31 protein-coding genes are annotated in these 17,753 nt (G+C 54.7%); all 31 read left to right on the top strand.

Annotation, left to right across the window (positions count from 1 at the left end; translation table 11 throughout):
• Positions 1 to 9: 9 nt before the first annotated feature.
• The 31 genes from rpsL (at position 10) to rpoA (ending at position 17,752) form a co-directional block, all read left to right on the top strand.
• On the top strand, positions 10 to 381 hold the full coding sequence (gene rpsL, locus C8K63_RS20370; protein WP_003186084.1) for a 30S ribosomal protein S12: 372 nt from the start codon (positions 10 to 12) through the stop codon (positions 379 to 381).
• A 108-nt stretch (positions 382 to 489) separates the two neighbouring features.
• The gene (rpsG, locus tag C8K63_RS20375; protein WP_007994653.1) at positions 490 to 963 is read left to right on the top strand and encodes a 30S ribosomal protein S7; all 474 of its coding nucleotides are present in this window, start codon (positions 490 to 492) and stop codon (positions 961 to 963) included.
• Between the two features lie 30 nt (positions 964 to 993).
• Positions 994 to 3,099, top strand: a complete 2,106-nt coding sequence (gene fusA, locus C8K63_RS20380) for an elongation factor G (protein WP_007994652.1) — start codon at positions 994 to 996, stop codon at positions 3,097 to 3,099.
• A gap of 30 nt (positions 3,100 to 3,129) precedes the next feature.
• Positions 3,130 to 4,323, top strand: a complete 1,194-nt coding sequence (gene tuf, locus C8K63_RS20385; RefSeq protein ID WP_008053875.1) for an elongation factor Tu — start codon at positions 3,130 to 3,132, stop codon at positions 4,321 to 4,323.
• A 157-nt stretch (positions 4,324 to 4,480) separates the two neighbouring features.
• Positions 4,481 to 4,792: a 30S ribosomal protein S10 gene (gene rpsJ, locus C8K63_RS20390; protein ID WP_003186070.1), complete on the top strand. Its 312-nt coding sequence runs from the start codon at positions 4,481 to 4,483 to the stop codon at positions 4,790 to 4,792.
• 80 nt (positions 4,793 to 4,872) lie between these two features.
• Positions 4,873 to 5,508: a 50S ribosomal protein L3 gene (rplC, locus tag C8K63_RS20395; protein ID WP_003186059.1), complete on the top strand. Its 636-nt coding sequence runs from the start codon at positions 4,873 to 4,875 to the stop codon at positions 5,506 to 5,508.
• A 12-nt stretch (positions 5,509 to 5,520) separates the two neighbouring features.
• Positions 5,521 to 6,123, top strand: coding sequence for a 50S ribosomal protein L4 (gene rplD / locus C8K63_RS20400; RefSeq protein ID WP_003228735.1), 603 nt, complete (start codon positions 5,521 to 5,523; stop codon positions 6,121 to 6,123).
• The gene (gene rplW / locus C8K63_RS20405) at positions 6,120 to 6,419 is read left to right on the top strand and encodes a 50S ribosomal protein L23 (protein ID WP_002555488.1); all 300 of its coding nucleotides are present in this window, start codon (positions 6,120 to 6,122) and stop codon (positions 6,417 to 6,419) included. The genes rplD and rplW overlap by 4 nt, the downstream gene beginning before the upstream one ends.
• 14 nt (positions 6,420 to 6,433) lie before the next feature.
• Positions 6,434 to 7,258 (top strand): 50S ribosomal protein L2, encoded by an 825-nt coding sequence (rplB, locus tag C8K63_RS20410; RefSeq protein ID WP_003228734.1) that lies wholly within the window; start codon positions 6,434 to 6,436, stop codon positions 7,256 to 7,258.
• Between the two features lie 16 nt (positions 7,259 to 7,274).
• Positions 7,275 to 7,550 (top strand): 30S ribosomal protein S19, encoded by a 276-nt coding sequence (gene rpsS / locus C8K63_RS20415; protein ID WP_002555486.1) that lies wholly within the window; start codon positions 7,275 to 7,277, stop codon positions 7,548 to 7,550.
• Positions 7,551 to 7,561: 11 nt separating this feature from the next.
• Positions 7,562 to 7,894, top strand: a complete 333-nt coding sequence (rplV, locus tag C8K63_RS20420) for a 50S ribosomal protein L22 (RefSeq protein WP_003103908.1) — start codon at positions 7,562 to 7,564, stop codon at positions 7,892 to 7,894.
• A gap of 13 nt (positions 7,895 to 7,907) precedes the next feature.
• Positions 7,908 to 8,594 carry a 30S ribosomal protein S3 gene (rpsC, locus tag C8K63_RS20425; protein WP_008065719.1) on the top strand — a complete coding sequence of 229 codons (687 nt, stop codon included), beginning with the start codon at positions 7,908 to 7,910 and terminating at the stop codon, positions 8,592 to 8,594.
• A gap of 12 nt (positions 8,595 to 8,606) precedes the next feature.
• Positions 8,607 to 9,020, top strand: coding sequence for a 50S ribosomal protein L16 (rplP, locus tag C8K63_RS20430; protein ID WP_003228729.1), 414 nt, complete (start codon positions 8,607 to 8,609; stop codon positions 9,018 to 9,020).
• Positions 9,020 to 9,211: a 50S ribosomal protein L29 gene (rpmC, locus tag C8K63_RS20435; RefSeq protein ID WP_002555481.1), complete on the top strand. Its 192-nt coding sequence runs from the start codon at positions 9,020 to 9,022 to the stop codon at positions 9,209 to 9,211. Before rplP ends, rpmC begins: the two co-directional genes overlap by 1 nt.
• A 2-nt stretch (positions 9,212 to 9,213) precedes the next feature.
• Entirely contained in the window at positions 9,214 to 9,480 is a 267-nt protein-coding gene (gene rpsQ / locus C8K63_RS20440) for a 30S ribosomal protein S17 (protein WP_003176419.1), read from the top strand.
• A gap of 23 nt (positions 9,481 to 9,503) precedes the next feature.
• Positions 9,504 to 9,872, top strand: coding sequence for a 50S ribosomal protein L14 (gene rplN / locus C8K63_RS20445; protein ID WP_002555479.1), 369 nt, complete (start codon positions 9,504 to 9,506; stop codon positions 9,870 to 9,872).
• Between the two features lie 11 nt (positions 9,873 to 9,883).
• Entirely contained in the window at positions 9,884 to 10,198 is a 315-nt protein-coding gene (gene rplX, locus C8K63_RS20450) for a 50S ribosomal protein L24 (RefSeq protein ID WP_003176416.1), read from the top strand.
• 22 nt (positions 10,199 to 10,220) lie between these two features.
• Positions 10,221 to 10,760 carry a 50S ribosomal protein L5 gene (gene rplE, locus C8K63_RS20455; protein ID WP_003210069.1) on the top strand — a complete coding sequence of 180 codons (540 nt, stop codon included), beginning with the start codon at positions 10,221 to 10,223 and terminating at the stop codon, positions 10,758 to 10,760.
• A 13-nt stretch (positions 10,761 to 10,773) separates the two neighbouring features.
• A complete protein-coding gene (rpsN, locus tag C8K63_RS20460) occupies positions 10,774 to 11,079 on the top strand; it encodes a 30S ribosomal protein S14 (RefSeq protein WP_003176414.1) in 306 nt (101 codons plus the stop codon).
• Positions 11,080 to 11,288: 209 nt separating this feature from the next.
• Entirely contained in the window at positions 11,289 to 11,681 is a 393-nt protein-coding gene (gene rpsH, locus C8K63_RS20465; protein ID WP_003186040.1) for a 30S ribosomal protein S8, read from the top strand.
• Positions 11,682 to 11,693: 12 nt separating this feature from the next.
• Positions 11,694 to 12,227 carry a 50S ribosomal protein L6 gene (gene rplF, locus C8K63_RS20470; protein ID WP_003176412.1) on the top strand — a complete coding sequence of 178 codons (534 nt, stop codon included), beginning with the start codon at positions 11,694 to 11,696 and terminating at the stop codon, positions 12,225 to 12,227.
• A 10-nt stretch (positions 12,228 to 12,237) separates the two neighbouring features.
• On the top strand, positions 12,238 to 12,588 hold the full coding sequence (gene rplR / locus C8K63_RS20475) for a 50S ribosomal protein L18 (protein WP_003186037.1): 351 nt from the start codon (positions 12,238 to 12,240) through the stop codon (positions 12,586 to 12,588).
• Positions 12,589 to 12,591: 3 nt separating this feature from the next.
• The gene (gene rpsE, locus C8K63_RS20480) at positions 12,592 to 13,092 is read left to right on the top strand and encodes a 30S ribosomal protein S5 (RefSeq protein ID WP_003186035.1); all 501 of its coding nucleotides are present in this window, start codon (positions 12,592 to 12,594) and stop codon (positions 13,090 to 13,092) included.
• 2 nt (positions 13,093 to 13,094) lie between these two features.
• On the top strand, positions 13,095 to 13,271 hold the full coding sequence (gene rpmD, locus C8K63_RS20485; RefSeq protein ID WP_003186033.1) for a 50S ribosomal protein L30: 177 nt from the start codon (positions 13,095 to 13,097) through the stop codon (positions 13,269 to 13,271).
• Between the two features lie 3 nt (positions 13,272 to 13,274).
• Positions 13,275 to 13,712, top strand: coding sequence for a 50S ribosomal protein L15 (gene rplO, locus C8K63_RS20490; RefSeq protein ID WP_003228720.1), 438 nt, complete (start codon positions 13,275 to 13,277; stop codon positions 13,710 to 13,712).
• A complete protein-coding gene (secY, locus tag C8K63_RS20495; protein ID WP_003228718.1) occupies positions 13,713 to 15,041 on the top strand; it encodes a preprotein translocase subunit SecY in 1,329 nt (442 codons plus the stop codon).
• Between the two features lie 24 nt (positions 15,042 to 15,065).
• Positions 15,066 to 15,182: a 50S ribosomal protein L36 gene (gene rpmJ / locus C8K63_RS20500; RefSeq protein ID WP_002555468.1), complete on the top strand. Its 117-nt coding sequence runs from the start codon at positions 15,066 to 15,068 to the stop codon at positions 15,180 to 15,182.
• A gap of 130 nt (positions 15,183 to 15,312) precedes the next feature.
• Positions 15,313 to 15,669 (top strand): 30S ribosomal protein S13, encoded by a 357-nt coding sequence (gene rpsM / locus C8K63_RS20505; protein ID WP_009045849.1) that lies wholly within the window; start codon positions 15,313 to 15,315, stop codon positions 15,667 to 15,669.
• Positions 15,670 to 15,699: 30 nt separating this feature from the next.
• A complete protein-coding gene (gene rpsK / locus C8K63_RS20510) occupies positions 15,700 to 16,089 on the top strand; it encodes a 30S ribosomal protein S11 (RefSeq protein ID WP_002555466.1) in 390 nt (129 codons plus the stop codon).
• 18 nt (positions 16,090 to 16,107) lie between these two features.
• Entirely contained in the window at positions 16,108 to 16,728 is a 621-nt protein-coding gene (gene rpsD / locus C8K63_RS20515) for a 30S ribosomal protein S4 (protein ID WP_003176404.1), read from the top strand.
• A gap of 22 nt (positions 16,729 to 16,750) precedes the next feature.
• Complete coding sequence (gene rpoA / locus C8K63_RS20520; RefSeq protein ID WP_007970428.1) at positions 16,751 to 17,752, top strand: DNA-directed RNA polymerase subunit alpha; 1,002 nt, start codon at positions 16,751 to 16,753, stop codon at positions 17,750 to 17,752.
• Position 17,753 lies beyond the last annotated feature (1 nt).

Here is a 17,753-nt window from a genome sequence, read left to right on the forward strand (position 1 = left end):
AGCTAGTAGATGGCAACTATCAACCAGCTGGTACGTCAGCCGCGTAAGCGTATCGTCGAGAAATCCGACGTGCCTGCGCTGCAGAACTGCCCGCAACGCCGTGGCGTGTGCACCCGTGTGTACACCACCACGCCGAAAAAACCTAACTCGGCACTGCGTAAAGTATGCCGTGTGCGTCTGACCAACGGTTTCGAGGTTTCCTCGTACATCGGCGGTGAAGGCCACAACCTGCAAGAACACAGCGTGGTACTGATCCGCGGCGGTCGTGTAAAAGACTTGCCAGGTGTTCGTTACCACACCGTTCGCGGTTCGTTGGATACTTCCGGTGTTAAAGGTCGTAACCAGGGTCGTTCGAAGTACGGTACCAAGCGTCCGAAGTAATCGGCCGTTTTGCAGTTTTTCATTTTATTGAGTCGATAAGAGTAAGGTCGGGCACGCATCCATAGGAGCTGTCCCGGGCTAACCTGAAGACCGTTTGAGGGCTTATCAATGCCAAGACGTCGCGTAGCAGCCAAGCGTGAGATTCTGGACGATCCGAAATACGGAAGCCAAATCCTCGCCAAATTCATGAACCACGTAATGGAAAGCGGCAAGAAAGCCGTTGCCGAGCGTATCGTTTATGGTGCCCTGGATACCGTGAAGGCTCGTAAGGCCGGCACCGATCCCCTGGAACTCTTCGAAAAAGCACTCGACGCCATCGCTCCGCTGGTCGAAGTGAAGTCGCGCCGCGTTGGTGGTGCTACTTACCAGGTTCCGGTCGAGGTTCGTCCTTCCCGTCGTAACGCTCTGGCAATGCGCTGGTTGGTAGACTACGCCCGCAAGCGCGGCGAGAAGTCTATGGCTCTGCGTTTGGCTGGCGAACTGTTGGACGCTGCCGAAGGTAAAGGTGCTGCAGTTAAGAAGCGTGAAGACGTTCACCGTATGGCTGAAGCCAACAAGGCTTTCTCGCACTACCGCTTCTAATTTTGGCGTCACTCATTTTGCGAGGGCTTTATGGCTCGTACAACACCGATTAATCGCTACCGTAACATTGGTATCGTTGCACACGTGGATGCTGGTAAAACCACCACCACTGAGCGCGTCCTTTTTTACACTGGCAAAAGTCACAAGATGGGCGAGGTGCATGACGGCGCCGCGACCACAGACTGGATGGTGCAGGAGCAGGAGCGTGGTATTACCATTACTTCTGCTGCCATTACCGCCTTCTGGCAGGGTTCTGCGAAGCAGCACAAGGATCAGTACCGTTTCAACGTCATCGATACCCCGGGCCACGTAGACTTCACTATTGAAGTTGAGCGTTCCCTGCGCGTACTCGACGGCGCGGTCGTTGTGTTCTGTGGTACTTCCGGCGTTGAGCCTCAGTCCGAAACCGTATGGCGTCAAGCCAACAAGTACGGTGTTCCACGTATCGTTTACGTGAACAAGATGGACCGTGCCGGTGCGAACTTCCTGCGCGTGATCGCTCAGATCAAGCAGCGTCTGGGTCACACTCCGGTGCCTATCCAGTTGGCTATCGGTTCCGAAGACAACTTCCAGGGTCAGATCGATCTGATGACCATGGAAGCGGTTTACTGGAACGATGCCGACAAGGGCATGACTCCTCGTCGTGAAGCCATCCCTGCTGAACTGCAGGAACTGGCTGAAGAGTGGCGTAACAACATGGTTGAGGCTGCGGCCGAAGCCAGCGAAGAGCTGATGAACAAGTACCTTGAAGGTGAAGAGCTCACCATCGAGGAGATCAAGGGTGCTCTGCGTCAGCGTACTATCGCTGGTGAGATCGTTCTGGCTGTTTGCGGTTCTTCCTTCAAGAACAAGGGTGTTCCCCTGGTTCTCGACGCCGTTATCGACTACCTGCCGGCTCCAACCGACATTCCTGCCATCAAGGGTACCGACCCGGATGACGAGGAAAAGCAAATGGAGCGTCATGCAGACGACAACGAGCCGTTCTCGGCTCTGGCGTTCAAGATCGCTACCGACCCATTCGTGGGTACCTTGACTTTCGTCCGTGTTTACTCGGGCGTGTTGGCCTCCGGCGACGGCGTGATCAACTCGGTCAAAGGCAAGAAAGAGCGCGTGGGCCGTATGGTGCAGATGCACGCAAACGCCCGTGAAGAGATCAAGGAAGTACGCGCTGGTGACATCGCGGCCTTGATCGGCATGAAGGACGTCACCACTGGTGAAACCTTGTGCAACGCTGACAAGCCAATCATCCTGGTTCGCATGGACTTCCCGGAGCCGGTTATTTCGGTTGCCGTTGAGCCTAAGACCAAGGATGACCAGGAAAAAATGGGTATCGCTCTGGGTAAACTTGCTCAGGAAGACCCGTCTTTCCGCGTCAAGACTGATGAAGAGACTGGTCAAACGATCATCTCTGGCATGGGCGAGTTGCACCTGGACATCCTGGTTGACCGGATGCGCCGTGAGTTCAACGTCGAAGCCAACATCGGCAAGCCTCAGGTTTCGTATCGTGAGCGCATCACGAAGAACTGCGAAATCGAAGGCAAGTTCGTTCGTCAGTCCGGCGGTCGTGGCCAGTTCGGCCATTGCTGGATCCGTTTTGCTCCTGCTGACGAAGGTCAGGAAGGTCTGCAATTCGTGAACGAAGTAGTGGGTGGTGTGGTTCCTAAGGAATACATCCCGGCTATCCAGAAGGGTATCGAAGAGCAGATGAAGAACGGCGTTGTTGCCGGCTATCCGCTGATCGGCCTGAAGGCTACCGTGTTTGATGGTTCTTACCACGACGTCGACTCGAACGAGATGGCGTTTAAGGTGGCTGCTTCCATGGCGACCAAGCAACTGGCCCAGAAGGGTGGTGGTGAGTTGCTCGAGCCGATCATGGCGGTAGAGGTTGTTACGCCTGAAGACTATATGGGTGACGTGATGGGCGACCTTAACCGTCGTCGCGGCATGATTCTGGGTATGGAAGACACGGTCTCCGGCAAGGTGATCCGTGCTGAAGTTCCGTTGGGCGAGATGTTCGGTTATGCGACCGACGTTCGTTCGATGTCCCAGGGTCGCGCAAGCTACTCTATGGAATTCAAAAAATACAATACAGCTCCGTCGCACATCGTCGAAACTGTAACCAAAAAACAAGGCTGATTCAGTCCTTTAGGCAAGGAGTTAATTGTCGTGGCTAAAGAAAAATTTGATCGTTCCCTACCGCACGTCAACGTTGGCACCATCGGTCACGTTGACCACGGTAAAACCACTCTGACCGCAGCTCTGACTCGCGTTTGCTCCGAAGTTTTCGGTTCTGCAATCGTTGATTTCGATAAAATCGACAGCGCTCCAGAAGAAAAAGCTCGTGGTATCACCATCAACACCGCGCACGTCGAGTACAACTCGAAGATCCGTCACTACGCTCACGTTGACTGCCCAGGTCACGCTGACTACGTGAAGAACATGATCACCGGTGCTGCCCAGATGGACGGCGCGATCCTGGTTTGCTCGGCCGCTGATGGTCCGATGCCACAAACCCGTGAACACATCCTGCTGTCCCGTCAGGTAGGCGTTCCGTACATCGTGGTTTTCCTGAACAAGGCTGACCTGGTAGACGACGCTGAGCTGCTGGAACTGGTCGAGATGGAAGTTCGCGACCTGCTGTCCACCTACGACTTCCCGGGCGATGACACTCCAATCATCATCGGTTCGGCTCGTATGGCGCTGGAAGGCAAAGACGACAACGAAATGGGCACCACTGCCGTTCGTAAACTGGTTGAGACTCTGGACAGCTACATCCCAGAACCAGAGCGTGCTATCGACAAGCCATTCCTGATGCCAATCGAAGACGTATTCTCGATCTCGGGTCGTGGTACTGTTGTGACCGGTCGTATCGAGCGCGGTATCGTTCGCGTTCAAGATGCACTGGAAATCGTTGGTCTGCGTGACACCACCACCACCACCTGCACCGGTGTTGAAATGTTCCGCAAGCTGCTCGACGAAGGTCGTGCTGGCGAGAACTGCGGCGTTCTGCTGCGTGGTACCAAGCGTGACGACGTTGAGCGTGGCCAGGTTCTGGTTAAGCCGGGTTCGGTTAAGCCGCACACCAAGTTCACCGCAGAAGTTTACGTTCTGAGCAAGGAAGAAGGCGGTCGTCACACTCCGTTCTTCAAAGGCTACCGTCCACAGTTCTACTTCCGTACTACTGACGTGACTGGTAACTGCCAGCTGCCAGAAGGCGTTGAAATGGTAATGCCAGGTGATAACATCCAGATGGAAGTTACCCTGATCAAGACCATCGCAATGGAAGACGGCCTGCGTTTCGCTATCCGTGAAGGCGGTCGTACCGTCGGCGCTGGCGTCGTAGCCAAAATCATCGAGTAAGCATCTCTTTTGAGATAGCTTCGATGCTTTGAAAAGCCCCCGCTCAGCGGGGGCTTTTTTATTGGGTTGACACCTATCTGGGGCGTCTATAGAATTGCGCCTCCTTTTAACGGGCGTATTGCGCTCGCTGGGAATAGCAGCCGGAGTCTGAAATCCAATGCAAAATCAGCAAATCCGTATCAGGTTGAAGGCTTTTGACCATCGCCTGATCGACCAATCCACCCAGGAAATCGTGGAAACCGCGAAACGTACTGGTGCACAAGTGCGTGGTCCAATTCCACTGCCTACCCGTAAAGAGCGGTTCACCGTTCTGGTCTCCCCGCACGTCAACAAAGACGCGCGTGACCAGTACGAGATCCGTACTCATAAGCGCGTACTGGACATCGTCCAGCCAACGGATAAAACCGTTGATGCACTTATGAAGCTTGATCTGGCGGCCGGTGTGGAAGTACAGATCAGCCTCGGCTAAGACTCGGTCTTAGTCGTGTAACGCTCTGAAATGGGCGGCCATAGCGGGTGAAAGCCCCGTACACTCATGAGGTTTACAACATGACTATTGGTGTAGTCGGTCGTAAATGCGGTATGACCCGTATTTTCACCGAAGAAGGTGTCTCCATTCCGGTCACGGTCATTGAGATCGAGCCGAATCGCGTCACCCAGTTCAAAACTGAAGAGACCGATGGCTATCGTGCAGTGCAAGTCACTGTCGGCGAGCGTCGTGCTTCGCGTGTAACAGCAGCTCAGGCTGGCCACTTCGCTAAAGCGAACGTTGCCGCTGGTCGTACCGTAATGGAATTCCGCCTTGAAGAAGGCGAGTACCAGGCCGGCGATCTGATCAACGCTGAAATCTTCGCCGCTGGTCAACTGGTTGATGTAACCGGTCAGTCCAAGGGTAAAGGCTTCCAGGGTACGATCAAGCGTTGGAATTTCCGCGGGCAAGATAACACCCACGGTAACTCCGTATCCCACCGCGTTCCAGGCTCTATCGGCCAGTGCCAGACTCCTGGTCGTGTATTCAAGGGCAAAAAAATGTCCGGTCATATGGGCGCTGAGCGCGTGACCGTGCAGTCCCTCGAAGTAGTGCGCGTGGACGCTGAACGCAATCTGTTGTTGGTCAAGGGCGCTGTTCCTGGCGCTACTGGCGGCAACTTGGTTGTACGTCCAGCAGCCAAGGCTCGCGGTTAAGGGGAAGCTGACATGCAATTAAATGTAAATGACGCTCAAGCGATCGAAGTTTCCGAACTGACATTTGGCGGCGAGTTCAACGAGACGCTGGTTCACCAAGCAGTCGTGGCCTACATGGCCGGCGGCCGTCAAGGTAGCAAGCAGCAAAAGACCCGTTCCGACGTTCGTGGTGGCGGTAAGCGCCCATGGCGTCAGAAAGGTACTGGCCGTGCTCGTGCCGGTACTATCCGTAGCCCTATCTGGCGCGGCGGCGGTACCACTTTCGCAGCTCGTCCACAGGATCACTCCCAGAAGCTGAACAAGAAGATGTATCGCGCAGCAATGCGTTCCATCCTTGCTGAGCTGGTGCGTACTGATCGTCTGGTCGTGGTTCAGGATTTCGCCGTTGAAACGCCGAAAACCAAAGACCTGCTGGGCAAGCTGAACAACATGAGCCTGACCGACGTTCTGATCGTGTCGGACGCTGTTGATCAGAACCTGTACCTGGCTGCTCGTAACCTGCCACACGTTGATGTGCGTGACGTGCAAGGTTCCGATCCAGTTAGTCTGATCGCATACGACAAGGTGTTGATCACCGTGTCGGCCGTGAAGAAATTCGAGGAGCTGCTGGGATGAACCAGGAACGCGTATTTAAAGTTCTGCTTGGCCCGCACGTTTCCGAGAAGGCTACGGTTCTGGCAGACAAGAAAGGCCAGTTCGTTTTCAAGGTTGCTACTGATGCAACCAAGCTGGAAATCAAGAAGGCCGTCGAAAGCCTGTTCAGCGTGAAAGTAGAGCGTGTTACTACCCTGAATGTTCTGGGTAAGAGCAAGCGCACTGCTCGCGGTCTGGGCAAGCGTAATGACTGGAAGAAGGCAGTTATCTCCCTTCAGCCAGGCCAAGATCTCGATTTCAGCAGCAGTGCTGAGTAAGGAAGGGGTGCATCATGGCAATCGTTAAATGCAAACCGACTTCCCCTGGCCGCCGTTTTGTGGTCAAGGTGGTCAACCAGGAGCTGCATAAAGGCGCTCCTCACGCACCGCTGCTCGAGAAAAAATCGAAGACTGGTGGTCGTAACAACAATGGCCGTATTACTACCCGTCATATCGGTGGTGGTCATAAGCAGCATTATCGTATGGTCGATTTCCGTCGCAACGACAAAGATGGCATCGTCGCCACTGTCGAGCGTATCGAATACGATCCAAACCGTACTGCTCACATCGCACTGCTGTGCTACGCAGACGGCGAGCGCCGCTACATCATCGCCCCTAAAGGCGTGAGTGCTGGCGACCAGCTGATCGCAGGCGCACTGGCTCCAATCAAGCCAGGCAACGCTCTGCAACTGCGCAACATTCCAGTCGGTTCCACCGTACACGGCATCGAACTGAAGCCGGGTAAAGGCGCACAGATCGCTCGTTCCGCTGGTGCTTCGGCTCAGCTGATCGCTCGTGAAGGCGTTTACGTGACCCTGCGTCTGCGTTCCGGTGAAATGCGTAAAGTCCTGGCTGAATGCCGTGCGACCCTGGGCGAAGTCTCGAACTCCGAGCACAGCCTGCGTTCGCTGGGTAAAGCTGGTGCCAAACGCTGGCGTGGCGTTCGCCCAACCGTTCGTGGTGTTGCCATGAACCCGGTTGACCACCCACATGGTGGTGGTGAAGGTCGTACCTCTGGTGGTCGTCATCCGGTATCGCCATGGGGCTTCCCGACTAAGGGCGCGAAGACTCGTGGTAATAAGCGTACCGACAAAATGATCGTCCGTCGTCGCAAGTAAATAGAGGGATACGACAGTGCCACGTTCTCTGAAAAAAGGTCCTTTTATCGATCTTCACCTACTGAAGAAGATCGAAGTGGCGGCGGAAAAGAACGATCGCAAACCGGTGAAAACCTGGTCGCGTCGTTCGATGATCCTGCCACAAATGGTCGGTCTGACCATCGCAGTACACAACGGTCGTCAGCACGTCCCAGTTCTCGTGAACGAAGACATGGTCGGCCACAAACTGGGCGAGTTCGCCGGTACCCGCACTTATCGCGGGCACGTGGCAGACAAGAAAGCCAAGCGTTAAGGGGTTAGGAAATGGAAGTAGCCGCTAAGTTGTCGGGCGCTCGAATCTCCGCCCAGAAAGCCCGCTTGGTCGCCGACCAGATTCGCGGGAAGAAGGTGGGCGAAGCGCTCAACCTGTTGGCTTTCAGCAGTAAGAAAGCCGCCGAGATCATGAAGAAAGTGCTGGAGTCGGCCGTAGCCAACGCCGAGCATAACGAAGGCGCAGACGTTGATGACCTGAAGGTCAGCACCGTTTTCGTCAACGAAGGGCGTTCGCTGAAGCGCATCATGCCACGTGCCAAAGGCCGTGCTGATCGCATCGTCAAGCGGTCTTGCCATATCACTGTCAAGGTTGCTGACAAGTAACGGAGTCGAAGAGATGGGTCAGAAAGTACATCCCATTGGCATTCGCCTGGGAATCGTCAAGGAGCACACCTCCGTCTGGTACGCAGACGGTCGGACTTATGCGGACTATTTGCTCGCAGATCTGAAGGTGCGTGAGTATCTCCAAGACAAACTAAAAAGCGCGTCCGTAAGCCGTATCGATATCCATCGTCCGGCCCAAACTGCACGTATCACCATCCACACCGCTCGTCCAGGTATCGTTATCGGGAAGAAAGGTGAAGATGTTGAGAAACTGCGTCAGGACCTGACCAAGCAAATGGGTGTGCCTGTGCACATCAATATCGAAGAGATCCGCAAGCCGGAACTCGACGGTATGCTGGTTGCGCAGAGCGTAGCTCAGCAGCTGGAGCGTCGCGTAATGTTCCGTCGCGCTATGAAGCGCGCCGTGCAGAACGCCATGCGCATTGGTGCCAAAGGCATCAAAATCCAAGTGAGCGGTCGTCTCGGCGGTGCTGAAATCGCACGTACTGAATGGTATCGCGAAGGTCGTGTGCCATTGCACACCCTGCGTGCCGACATCGACTATGCCAACTACGAAGCTCACACCACTTACGGTGTGATCGGTGTAAAGGTTTGGATCTTCAAAGGCGAAGTAATTGGTGGTCGCCAAGAAGAACTGAAACCACAAGCACCAGCGCCTCGTAAAAAAGCTGCTAAGTAAGGGGTACGCCAAATGTTGCAACCAAAGCGTACGAAGTTCCGCAAGCAAATGACTGGTCACAACCGTGGCCTGGCATTGCGCGGTAGCAAAGTCAGCTTCGGCGAGTTCGCGCTGAAGTCTGTTGCTCGTGGTCGTCTCACCGCTCGTCAGATCGAGTCAGCGCGTCGTGCTCTGACCCGTCACGTAAAACGTGGCGGCAAGATCTGGATCCGTGTATTCCCGGACAAGCCTATTTCCAAGAAGCCACTCGAAGTTCGGATGGGTAAAGGTAAGGGTAACGTCGAATACTGGGTTGCCCAGATTCAGCCAGGCAAAGTCCTGTATGAAATCGAGGGTGTTTCTGAAGAGCTGGCGCGTGAGGCTTTCGCCCTGGCTGCTGCAAAGCTGCCGCTCGCCACCTCCTTTGTTAAACGGACGGTGATGTGATGAAAGCGAATGAACTTCGTGAAAAATCCGCACAGCAGCTGAACGAGCAACTGCTCGGCTTGCTGCGCGACCAGTTCAATCTGCGTATGCAGAAAGCAACTGGCCAGTTGGGGCAGTCTCATCTGCTCTCGCAAGTTAAGCGTGACATCGCTCGCGTGAAGACTGTGCTCAACCAGCAGGCAGGTAAGTAATCATGGCTGAAGCCGAAAAAACTGTCCGTACGCTGACTGGCCGTGTTGTCAGCGACAAGATGGACAAAACCATCACCGTTCTGATCGAGCGTCGCGTTAAGCACCCGATCTACGGTAAATACGTTAAGCGTTCGACTAAGCTGCACGCGCACGACGAAACCAATCAGTGCCACATCGGCGACAAAGTCACTATTCGTGAAACTCGTCCTTTGGCCAAGACCAAGTCTTGGGCGCTGGTTGATGTTCTCGAACGCGCTGTGGAAGTCTAAGGACTAGGGGTCGGAGAAATTATATGATTCAGACTCAATCCATGCTCGATGTGGCCGATAACAGCGGCGCTCGCCGTGTTATGTGCATCAAGGTGCTGGGTGGCTCCCATCGTCGTTACGCTGGTATCGGTGACATCATCAAAGTTACCGTGAAGGAAGCAATTCCTCGCGGTAAAGTGAAAAAAGGCCAAGTGATGACTGCTGTTGTAGTCCGCACTCGTCACGGCGTACGTCGTGCTGATGGCTCCATTATCCGCTTTGATGGCAACGCTGCTGTTCTTCTGAACAACAAGCAAGAGCCGATCGGCACCCGTATCTTTGGGCCAGTGACCCGTGAACTTCGTACTGAGAAGTTCATGAAGATCGTCTCGCTCGCCCCAGAAGTGCTGTAAGGAGATCCGACATGCAAAAGATTCGTCGTGACGACGAGATCATCGTGATCGCCGGCAAAGACAAAGGTAAGCGCGGTAAGGTGCTTAAGGTTCTCGCTAACAACCGTTTGGTTATTGGCGGTCTGAACCTGGTTAAGCGTCATACCAAGCCTAACCCGATGTCGGGCGTACAGGGCGGTATCGTCGAAAAAGAAGCTCCGCTGGATGCTTCTAACGTCGCCATTTTCAACGGCGAAACCAACAAGGCTGACCGCGTTGGTTTCAAAGTAGAAGACGGCAAGAAAATTCGTGTCTTCAAGTCGACCCAAAAAGCGGTTGATGCTTGAACACTGCTAGGTAGATGAGACCATGGCACGACTAAAAGAGATTTACCGGAAGGAAATCGCTCCGAAACTTAAGGAAGAACTTAAGCTTTCGAACGTGATGGAAGTTCCGCGCGTTACCAAAATCACCCTGAACATGGGTCTGGGCGAAGCGATCGGCGACAAAAAAGTCATCGAGCACGCTGTTGCTGACCTGGAAAAGATCACCGGCCAGAAAGTCGTTGTGACCTACGCTCGCAAATCCATCGCTGGCTTTAAAGTCCGTGAAGGTTGGCCGATCGGCGTCAAAGTGACCCTGCGCCGTGAGCGTATGTACGAGTTCCTGGATCGTCTGCTGTCGATCTCCCTGCCTCGGGTTCGCGACTTCCGCGGCCTGAATGCCAAGTCCTTCGATGGTCGTGGCAACTACAGCATGGGCGTGAAAGAGCAGATCATCTTCCCGGAAATCGACTACGACAAGATCGATGCTCTCCGCGGTCTGGACATCACCCTGACCACCACTGCCAAGAACGATGATGAAGGCCGCGCTCTGCTGCGTGCGTTCAAATTCCCGTTCCGCAACTGATTGGAGTAGGACCATGGCCAAGATGAGCATGAAAAACCGCGAGCTGAAGCGTCAGCTCACGGTTGCCAAGTACGCCAAGAAGCGTGCAGCACTGAAAGCTATCATCGTTGATCTGAACGCAAGTCCAGAAGCGCGTTGGGAAGCTACAGTAGCCCTGCAGAAGCAGCCACGTGACGCAAGCGCTTCGCGCATGCGTAACCGCTGCCGCCTGACCGGTCGTCCACACGGCGTTTACCGCAAGTTCGGCCTCGGCCGTAACAAGCTGCGTGAAGCTGCCATGCGTGGTGACGTACCGGGTCTGGTTAAAGCCAGCTGGTAAGTACTGTCAAAGTCTCGGTGTCCAGGATCGCAAGATCCTGACCATCGGTGGCCTTGAATCTGGATCAAGCCCCTTTTGGGGCTTGATTCATTTCTGGGGTGTGTCTAGAATACCCGGCTCGCCTGAGCCCGTGTTTTTCATGCTCGGAGATTCTCGGCGACACGTAATAGCCGCAAGGCTAATTTTTTTGTATTAGGAGCGTCTAGCCCATGAGTATGCAGGACCCGTTAGCGGACATGCTAACTCGTATCCGTAATGCCCAGATGGCTGAAAAGTCCGTCGTAAGCATGCCATCTTCCACGTTGAAGGTAGCTGTTGCCAAAGTCCTGAAGGACGAAGGTTACATTGCGGGTTATCAGATCAGCAGCGAAATCAAACCTCTGCTGTCCATCGAGCTGAAGTACTTCGAAGGCCGTCCGGTTATCGAAGAAGTGAAGCGCGTTAGCCGTCCAGGCCTGCGTCAGTACAAGTCCGTCGATGATCTGCCAAAAGTTCGTGGCGGTCTCGGTGTGTCTATCGTCTCCACCAACAAGGGTGTGATGACTGATCGTGCTGCGCGCGCTGCCGGTGTCGGCGGCGAAGTTCTTTGCACTGTGTTCTAAGGGGGGATAAGCATGTCACGCGTCGCTAAGAACCCCGTTAAGCTGCCAGCCGGTGTCGAAGTAAAATTCGCAGGCCAACAGCTTTCGGTGAAGGGTGCCAAGGGTACTCTTGAACTGAACATCCATTCGTCCGTTGAGATCGTTGAAGAAGCTGGTGAGCTGCGTTTCGCTGCTCGCAATGGCGATCAACAGACTCGCGCAATGGCTGGTACCACTCGTGCGTTGGTAAACAACATGGTCCAAGGCGTAAGCCAAGGCTTCGAGCGCAAGCTCCAGCTGGTCGGTGTTGGTTACAAAGCGCAAGCAAAAGGCACAGTGCTGAACCTGGCTCTTGGCTTCTCGCACCCAGTGGATTACGAACTGCCGGAAGGCATCACCGCTGAGACTCCTAGCCAGACCGATATCCTGATCAAGGGCATCGACAAGCAGCTGGTAGGTCAAGTGGCCGCCGAGATCCGCGACTTCCGTCCACCAGAGCCGTACAAAGGCAAAGGTGTGCGCTACGCGGACGAAGTCGTCCGTCGTAAAGAAGCCAAGAAGAAGTAGGGCATAGCAAATGACCGACAAAAAAGTTACTCGACTGCGTCGCGCTCGCAAAGCACGCCTGAAAATGCACGAACTCGAAGTCGTGCGTCTCTGCGTGTTCCGCTCTTCGCAGCACATCTACGCCCAGGTCATTTCGGCCGACGGCAACAAAGTCCTGGCAAGCGCCTCGACTTTGGATAAAGAACTGCGTGATGGTGCCACCGGCAACATCGACGCGGCCACTAAGGTTGGCCAGCTGGTCGCTACGCGTGCTAAGGCCGCTGGCGTCTCGCAAGTGGCTTTCGACCGCTCTGGCTTCAAGTACCACGGCCGCGTTAAAGCGCTGGCTGATGCTGCTCGTGAAGCTGGGCTGGAGTTCTAAGTTATGTCAAATAACGACCAAAAGCGCGACGAAGGCTACATCGAGAAGCTGGTTCAAGTTAACCGCGTAGCCAAAACCGTTAAAGGCGGCCGTATCTTCACTTTCACCGCGTTGACCGTGGTTGGTGATGGTAAGGGCCGTGTTGGCTTCGGCCGTGGCAAGTCGCGTGAAGTGCCTGCTGCGATCCAGAAGGCAATGGAAGCTGCTCGCCGCAACATGATCCAGGTTGATCTGAACGGCACCACTCTGCAGTACGCAATGAAGTCCGCTCACGGCGCTTCGAAGGTGTACATGCAGCCTGCTTCTGAAGGTACCGGTATCATCGCTGGCGGCGCTATGCGTGCTGTCCTCGAAGTTGCTGGCGTTCAGAACGTTCTGGCCAAGTGCTACGGCTCGACTAACCCGGTAAACGTGGTTCACGCCACTTTCAAGGGTTTGAAAGCAATGCAGTCTCCTGAATCCATTGCCGCCAAGCGTGGCAAAAGCGTCAAGGAGATCTTCTGATCATGGCTACCGTAAAAGTAACGCTGATCAAAAGCATGACCGGCCGCATCCCTAACCACAAACTGTGCGTTAAGGGTCTGGGTCTGCGTCGCATCGGTCACACTGTAGAAGTCCTGGATACTCCCGAGAATCGCGGGATGATCAACAAGGCTTACTACATGCTGCGTGTCGAGGGTTAATCGATGAAACTCAATGATCTGAGTCCAGCGCCGGGTTCCCGTCGCGAAAAGCATCGTCCGGGCCGTGGTATCGGTAGCGGTTTGGGTAAGACTGGTGGCCGTGGTCACAAAGGTCAGACCTCCCGCTCCGGTGGCACCATTGCTCCAGGCTTTGAAGGCGGTCAACAGCCGCTGCATCGTCGCCTGCCGAAGTTCGGTTTCGTTTCCCTGAAAGCCATGGACCGCGCAGAAGTGCGTCTGTCCGAGCTGGCTAAAGTGGAAGGCGACATCGTCACCGTGCAGTCCCTGAAAGATGCCAACGTGATCAACGTCAACGTACAGCGTGTGAAAATCATGCTGTCCGGTGAAGTGACTCGCGCTGTCACTATCGGCAAGGGAATCGGCGCCACCAAAGGTGCGCGTGCGGCTATCGAAGCAGCTGGCGGCAAGTTCGAGGAATAAATGGCTAAGCAAGGTGCTCTCTCTGCGCTCGGCAAAGGCGGTATGTCTGAACTCTGGGCTCGTCTGCGTTTTCTGTTCCTGGCGATTATCGTCTACCGAATAGGCGCACACATCCCGGTTCCAGGTATCAACCCGGACCGACTCGCGGACCTGTTTCGACAGAATGAGGGGACCATTCTTAGCTTGTTCAACATGTTTTCCGGCGGCGCGCTGGAACGGATGAGCATCTTTGCACTGGGGATCATGCCGTACATCTCGGCATCGATCATCATGCAACTGATGACTGCCGTCAGCCCGCAGCTGGAGCAGTTGAAGAAGGAAGGTGAAGCTGGCCGTCGCAAGATCAGCCAGTACACCCGCTACGGCACTGTCGTCCTCGCTCTCGTCCAGGCCATTGGCATGTCCATTGGTCTGGCGGGGCAGGGCGTTGCGTTCACTGGTGACTTTGGCTTCCATTTCGTCGCGGTATCCACGTTTGTGGCTGGTGCGATGTTCATGATGTGGCTGGGTGAGCAGATTACTGAGCGTGGTGTTGGCAACGGTATCTCGATGTTGATTTTTTCGGGTATCGTCGCCGGTCTTCCGAGAGCGATCGGGCAGTCTTTCGAGTCTGCACGTCAGGGTGATATCAACATCTTCGCCCTGGTTGCCATCGGTTTGCTGGCAGTAGCGATTATCGGTTTCGTGGTGTTCATTGAGCGTGGTCAGCGTCGTATCGCTGTTCACTACGCCAAGCGTCAGCAGGGCCGCAAGGTCTTTGCCGCGCAGACCAGCCACTTGCCGCTGAAGGTGAACATGGCCGGTGTTATTCCGGCTATTTTCGCGAGCAGCATTTTGCTGTTCCCGGCTTCGTTGGGTGCCTGGTTCGGTCAGTCTGAAGGTATGGGCTGGTTGCAGGACATCTCGCAGTCGATCGCTCCTGGTCAGCCGTTGAATATTCTGCTGTTTAGTGCAGGGATTATTTTCTTCTGCTTCTTCTATACGGCGTTGATGTTCAATCCGAAAGACGTAGCGGAAAACCTGAAGAAGTCCGGTGCCTTTATTCCGGGCATCCGTCCAGGTGAGCAGTCTGCGCGCTACATTGATGGCGTTCTGACTCGCTTGACCATGTTCGGTGCTCTTTACATGACGGCCGTCTGCCTGTTGCCCCAGTTCCTGGTGGTTGCAGCCAACGTACCGTTCTACCTTGGCGGGACCTCGTTGCTGATCGTCGTCGTGGTTGTGATGGACTTCATGTCCCAAGTACAATCGCACCTCGTTTCGCACCAGTACGAATCCCTGATGAAGAAAGCCAACCTGAAGGGTTACGGCAGCGGCATGCTGCGCTGACCCATAAGGTTCGAGGAGTTGGTGATGAAAGTTCGTGCATCGGTGAAAAAGCTGTGCCGTAACTGCAAGATTATTCGCCGCGAAGGTGTTGTTCGAGTAATTTGCAGCGCGGAACCGCGTCACAAACAGCGCCAAGGCTGAGTGTGATTGTGCTTCAAGCCCGGCAGCTAGTGCGCTGCCGGGTTGATTATTTGTTATTACAGCGATATTATCTCGCGCCCTATTTCTTGGCTTCCGGGGCGTAGGTAGCTGTCAATTGGAGTCCCACTGAATGGCCCGTATTGCAGGCGTTAACATTCCAGATAACAAGCATACTGTTATCTCGCTGACCTACATCTATGGTGTTGGTCGCACTACTGCACAGAAAATTTGTGCAGAGACTGGGGTAAACCCAGCAGCAAAGATCAAAGATCTGAGCGACGAGCAAATTGAACAGCTGCGTGGCGAAGTGGCGAAGTTCACCACTGAAGGTGACCTGCGTCGCGAAATCAACATGAAAATCAAGCGCTTGATGGACCTCGGTTGCTATCGCGGTCTGCGTCATCGTCGCGGTCTTCCAGTACGCGGTCAGCGTACCAAGACCAACGCGCGTACCCGTAAAGGTCCGCGTAAGCCGATCCGCAAGTAATCGCCCCAGCGAATCGACAGGAAAATTATCATGGCAAAACCTGCTGCTCGTCCTCGTAAAAAAGTTAAAAAGACAGTGGTTGATGGCATCGCCCACATCCATGCATCTTTTAACAACACCATCGTGACCATCACCGACCGTCAAGGTAACGCGCTTTCTTGGGCTACCTCCGGTGGTTCGGGTTTCCGCGGTTCCCGCAAGTCCACCCCGTTTGCTGCTCAAGTAGCTGCTGAACGTGCTGGTCAAGCTGCGCTGGAATACGGCCTGAAAAACCTCGACGTTAACGTCAAAGGTCCAGGTCCAGGTCGTGAGTCTGCTGTCCGTGCTTTGAACGGCTGTGGCTATAAGATCGCCAGCATCACCGACGTGACGCCAATCCCGCACAACGGGTGCCGTCCGCCGAAGAAGCGCCGCGTGTAATCCAGGAGATTGTAAAGAATGGCTCGTTACATTGGTCCAAAATGCAAACTCGCTCGTCGCGAAGGCACCGATCTCTTCCTGAAGAGCGGCGTGCGCGCGATCGAATCGAAGTGCAACATTGAAGCAGCACCTGGTATCCACGGCCAACGCCGCGGTCGCCAGTCCGACTACGGCACCCAACTGCGTGAAAAGCAGAAGGTCCGTCGTATCTACGGCGTTCTCGAGCGTCAATTCAGCGGCTACTACAAAGAAGCTGCTGGCAAGAAAGGTGCAACCGGTGAAAACCTGCTGCAACTGCTCGAATGCCGTCTGGACAACGTTGTATACCGTATGGGCTTTGGTTCGACTCGTGCCGAATCCCGTCAGCTGGTATCGCACAAGTCGATCAGCGTAAACGGTCAGACCGTTAACGTTCCGTCCTACCAGGTTCGTGCTGGTGACGTGGTCGCTGTTCGCGAGAAAGCAAAAAATCAACTTCGCATTGTCCAAGCTCTCGATCTGTGTGCCCAACGTGGCCGCGTAGAATGGGTAGAAGTAGACACTGAGAAGAAGTCGGGCGTTTTCAAGAACGTTCCAGCTCGCAGTGATCTGTCCGCCGACATCAACGAAAGCCTGATTGTCGAGCTCTACTCCAAGTAAGGGCTAGAAAATAGGTGCATCCATGCAGATTTCGGTAAATGAGTTCCTGACACCCCGCCACATTGATGTGCAGGTTGTCAGTCCAACCCGCGCCAAGATCACTCTCGAGCCTCTCGAGCGTGGCTTTGGCCATACCCTGGGCAACGCGCTGCGCCGCATCCTGTTGTCCTCAATGCCCGGCTGTGCAGTAGTCGAGGCCGAGATTGACGGTGTGCTCCACGAGTACAGCGCCATCGAAGGTGTACAGGAAGACGTCATTGAAATCCTGTTGAACCTTAAAGGTCTGGCTATCAAGCTGCACGGTCGTGACGAAGTTACGCTGACCTTGTCGAAGAAGGGTTCGGGGGTGGTTACCGCTGCCGATATTCAGCTGGATCATGATGTCGAGATCGTTAATCCCGATCACGTAATCGCTAACCTGGCGTCTAACGGCGCCCTGAACATGAAGCTCGTAGTAGCTCGTGGTCGTGGTTATGAACCGGCAGATTCGCGTCAGAGCGATGAAGACGAAAGCCGCAGCATCGGTCGCTTGCAGCTTGACTCTTCGTTCAGCCCGGTTCGCCGTATCGCATACGTGGTGGAAAACGCCCGTGTCGAGCAGCGTACTAACCTGGACAAGCTGGTTATTGATCTGGAAACCAACGGTACTCTGGATCCTGAAGAGGCAATTCGCCGCGCTGCAACCATCCTGCAACAGCAGTTGGCTGCGTTCGTCGACCTCAAGGGTGACAGTGAGCCAGTGGTTGTCGAGCAGGAAGACGAGATCGATCCGATCCTGCTTCGCCCGGTTGACGATCTGGAACTGACTGTACGTTCGGCTAACTGCCTTAAGGCGGAAAACATCTACTACATCGGCGACCTGATTCAGCGTACCGAAGTAGAGCTGTTGAAGACTCCGAACCTGGGCAAGAAATCCTTGACTGAAATCAAGGACGTTCTGGCCTCCCGCGGTCTGTCCCTCGGCATGCGCCTCGACAACTGGCCGCCTGCAAGTCTTAAGAAGGACGACAAGGCGACTGCCTGAT

The organism is Pseudomonas sp. GV085, assembly GCF_003050925.1.
GTDB lineage: Bacteria > Pseudomonadota > Gammaproteobacteria > Pseudomonadales > Pseudomonadaceae > Aquipseudomonas.

What these genes read in the sequence shown, in the direction of transcription:
- rpsL (WP_003186084.1), top strand. Translation starts at nt 10, where the DNA reads ATGGCAACTATCAACCAGCTGGTACGTCAGCCGCGTAAGCGTATCGTC.
- rpsG (WP_007994653.1), top strand. Translation starts at nt 490, where the DNA reads ATGCCAAGACGTCGCGTAGCAGCCAAGCGTGAGATTCTGGACGATCCG.
- fusA (WP_007994652.1), top strand. Translation starts at nt 994, where the DNA reads ATGGCTCGTACAACACCGATTAATCGCTACCGTAACATTGGTATCGTT.
- rpsJ (WP_003186070.1), top strand. Translation starts at nt 4,481, where the DNA reads ATGCAAAATCAGCAAATCCGTATCAGGTTGAAGGCTTTTGACCATCGC.
- rplC (WP_003186059.1), top strand. Translation starts at nt 4,873, where the DNA reads ATGACTATTGGTGTAGTCGGTCGTAAATGCGGTATGACCCGTATTTTC.
- rplD (WP_003228735.1), top strand. Translation starts at nt 5,521, where the DNA reads ATGCAATTAAATGTAAATGACGCTCAAGCGATCGAAGTTTCCGAACTG.
- rplW (WP_002555488.1), top strand. Translation starts at nt 6,120, where the DNA reads ATGAACCAGGAACGCGTATTTAAAGTTCTGCTTGGCCCGCACGTTTCC.
- rplB (WP_003228734.1), top strand. Translation starts at nt 6,434, where the DNA reads ATGGCAATCGTTAAATGCAAACCGACTTCCCCTGGCCGCCGTTTTGTG.
- rplV (WP_003103908.1), top strand. Translation starts at nt 7,562, where the DNA reads ATGGAAGTAGCCGCTAAGTTGTCGGGCGCTCGAATCTCCGCCCAGAAA.
- rpsC (WP_008065719.1), top strand. Translation starts at nt 7,908, where the DNA reads ATGGGTCAGAAAGTACATCCCATTGGCATTCGCCTGGGAATCGTCAAG.
- rplP (WP_003228729.1), top strand. Translation starts at nt 8,607, where the DNA reads ATGTTGCAACCAAAGCGTACGAAGTTCCGCAAGCAAATGACTGGTCAC.
- rpmC (WP_002555481.1), top strand. Translation starts at nt 9,020, where the DNA reads ATGAAAGCGAATGAACTTCGTGAAAAATCCGCACAGCAGCTGAACGAG.
- rpsQ (WP_003176419.1), top strand. Translation starts at nt 9,214, where the DNA reads ATGGCTGAAGCCGAAAAAACTGTCCGTACGCTGACTGGCCGTGTTGTC.
- rplN (WP_002555479.1), top strand. Translation starts at nt 9,504, where the DNA reads ATGATTCAGACTCAATCCATGCTCGATGTGGCCGATAACAGCGGCGCT.
- rplX (WP_003176416.1), top strand. Translation starts at nt 9,884, where the DNA reads ATGCAAAAGATTCGTCGTGACGACGAGATCATCGTGATCGCCGGCAAA.
- rplE (WP_003210069.1), top strand. Translation starts at nt 10,221, where the DNA reads ATGGCACGACTAAAAGAGATTTACCGGAAGGAAATCGCTCCGAAACTT.
- rpsN (WP_003176414.1), top strand. Translation starts at nt 10,774, where the DNA reads ATGGCCAAGATGAGCATGAAAAACCGCGAGCTGAAGCGTCAGCTCACG.
- rpsH (WP_003186040.1), top strand. Translation starts at nt 11,289, where the DNA reads ATGAGTATGCAGGACCCGTTAGCGGACATGCTAACTCGTATCCGTAAT.
- rplF (WP_003176412.1), top strand. Translation starts at nt 11,694, where the DNA reads ATGTCACGCGTCGCTAAGAACCCCGTTAAGCTGCCAGCCGGTGTCGAA.
- rplR (WP_003186037.1), top strand. Translation starts at nt 12,238, where the DNA reads ATGACCGACAAAAAAGTTACTCGACTGCGTCGCGCTCGCAAAGCACGC.
- rpsE (WP_003186035.1), top strand. Translation starts at nt 12,592, where the DNA reads ATGTCAAATAACGACCAAAAGCGCGACGAAGGCTACATCGAGAAGCTG.
- rpmD (WP_003186033.1), top strand. Translation starts at nt 13,095, where the DNA reads ATGGCTACCGTAAAAGTAACGCTGATCAAAAGCATGACCGGCCGCATC.
- rplO (WP_003228720.1), top strand. Translation starts at nt 13,275, where the DNA reads ATGAAACTCAATGATCTGAGTCCAGCGCCGGGTTCCCGTCGCGAAAAG.
- secY (WP_003228718.1), top strand. Translation starts at nt 13,713, where the DNA reads ATGGCTAAGCAAGGTGCTCTCTCTGCGCTCGGCAAAGGCGGTATGTCT.
- rpmJ (WP_002555468.1), top strand. Translation starts at nt 15,066, where the DNA reads ATGAAAGTTCGTGCATCGGTGAAAAAGCTGTGCCGTAACTGCAAGATT.
- rpsM (WP_009045849.1), top strand. Translation starts at nt 15,313, where the DNA reads ATGGCCCGTATTGCAGGCGTTAACATTCCAGATAACAAGCATACTGTT.
- rpsK (WP_002555466.1), top strand. Translation starts at nt 15,700, where the DNA reads ATGGCAAAACCTGCTGCTCGTCCTCGTAAAAAAGTTAAAAAGACAGTG.
- rpsD (WP_003176404.1), top strand. Translation starts at nt 16,108, where the DNA reads ATGGCTCGTTACATTGGTCCAAAATGCAAACTCGCTCGTCGCGAAGGC.
- rpoA (WP_007970428.1), top strand. Translation starts at nt 16,751, where the DNA reads ATGCAGATTTCGGTAAATGAGTTCCTGACACCCCGCCACATTGATGTG.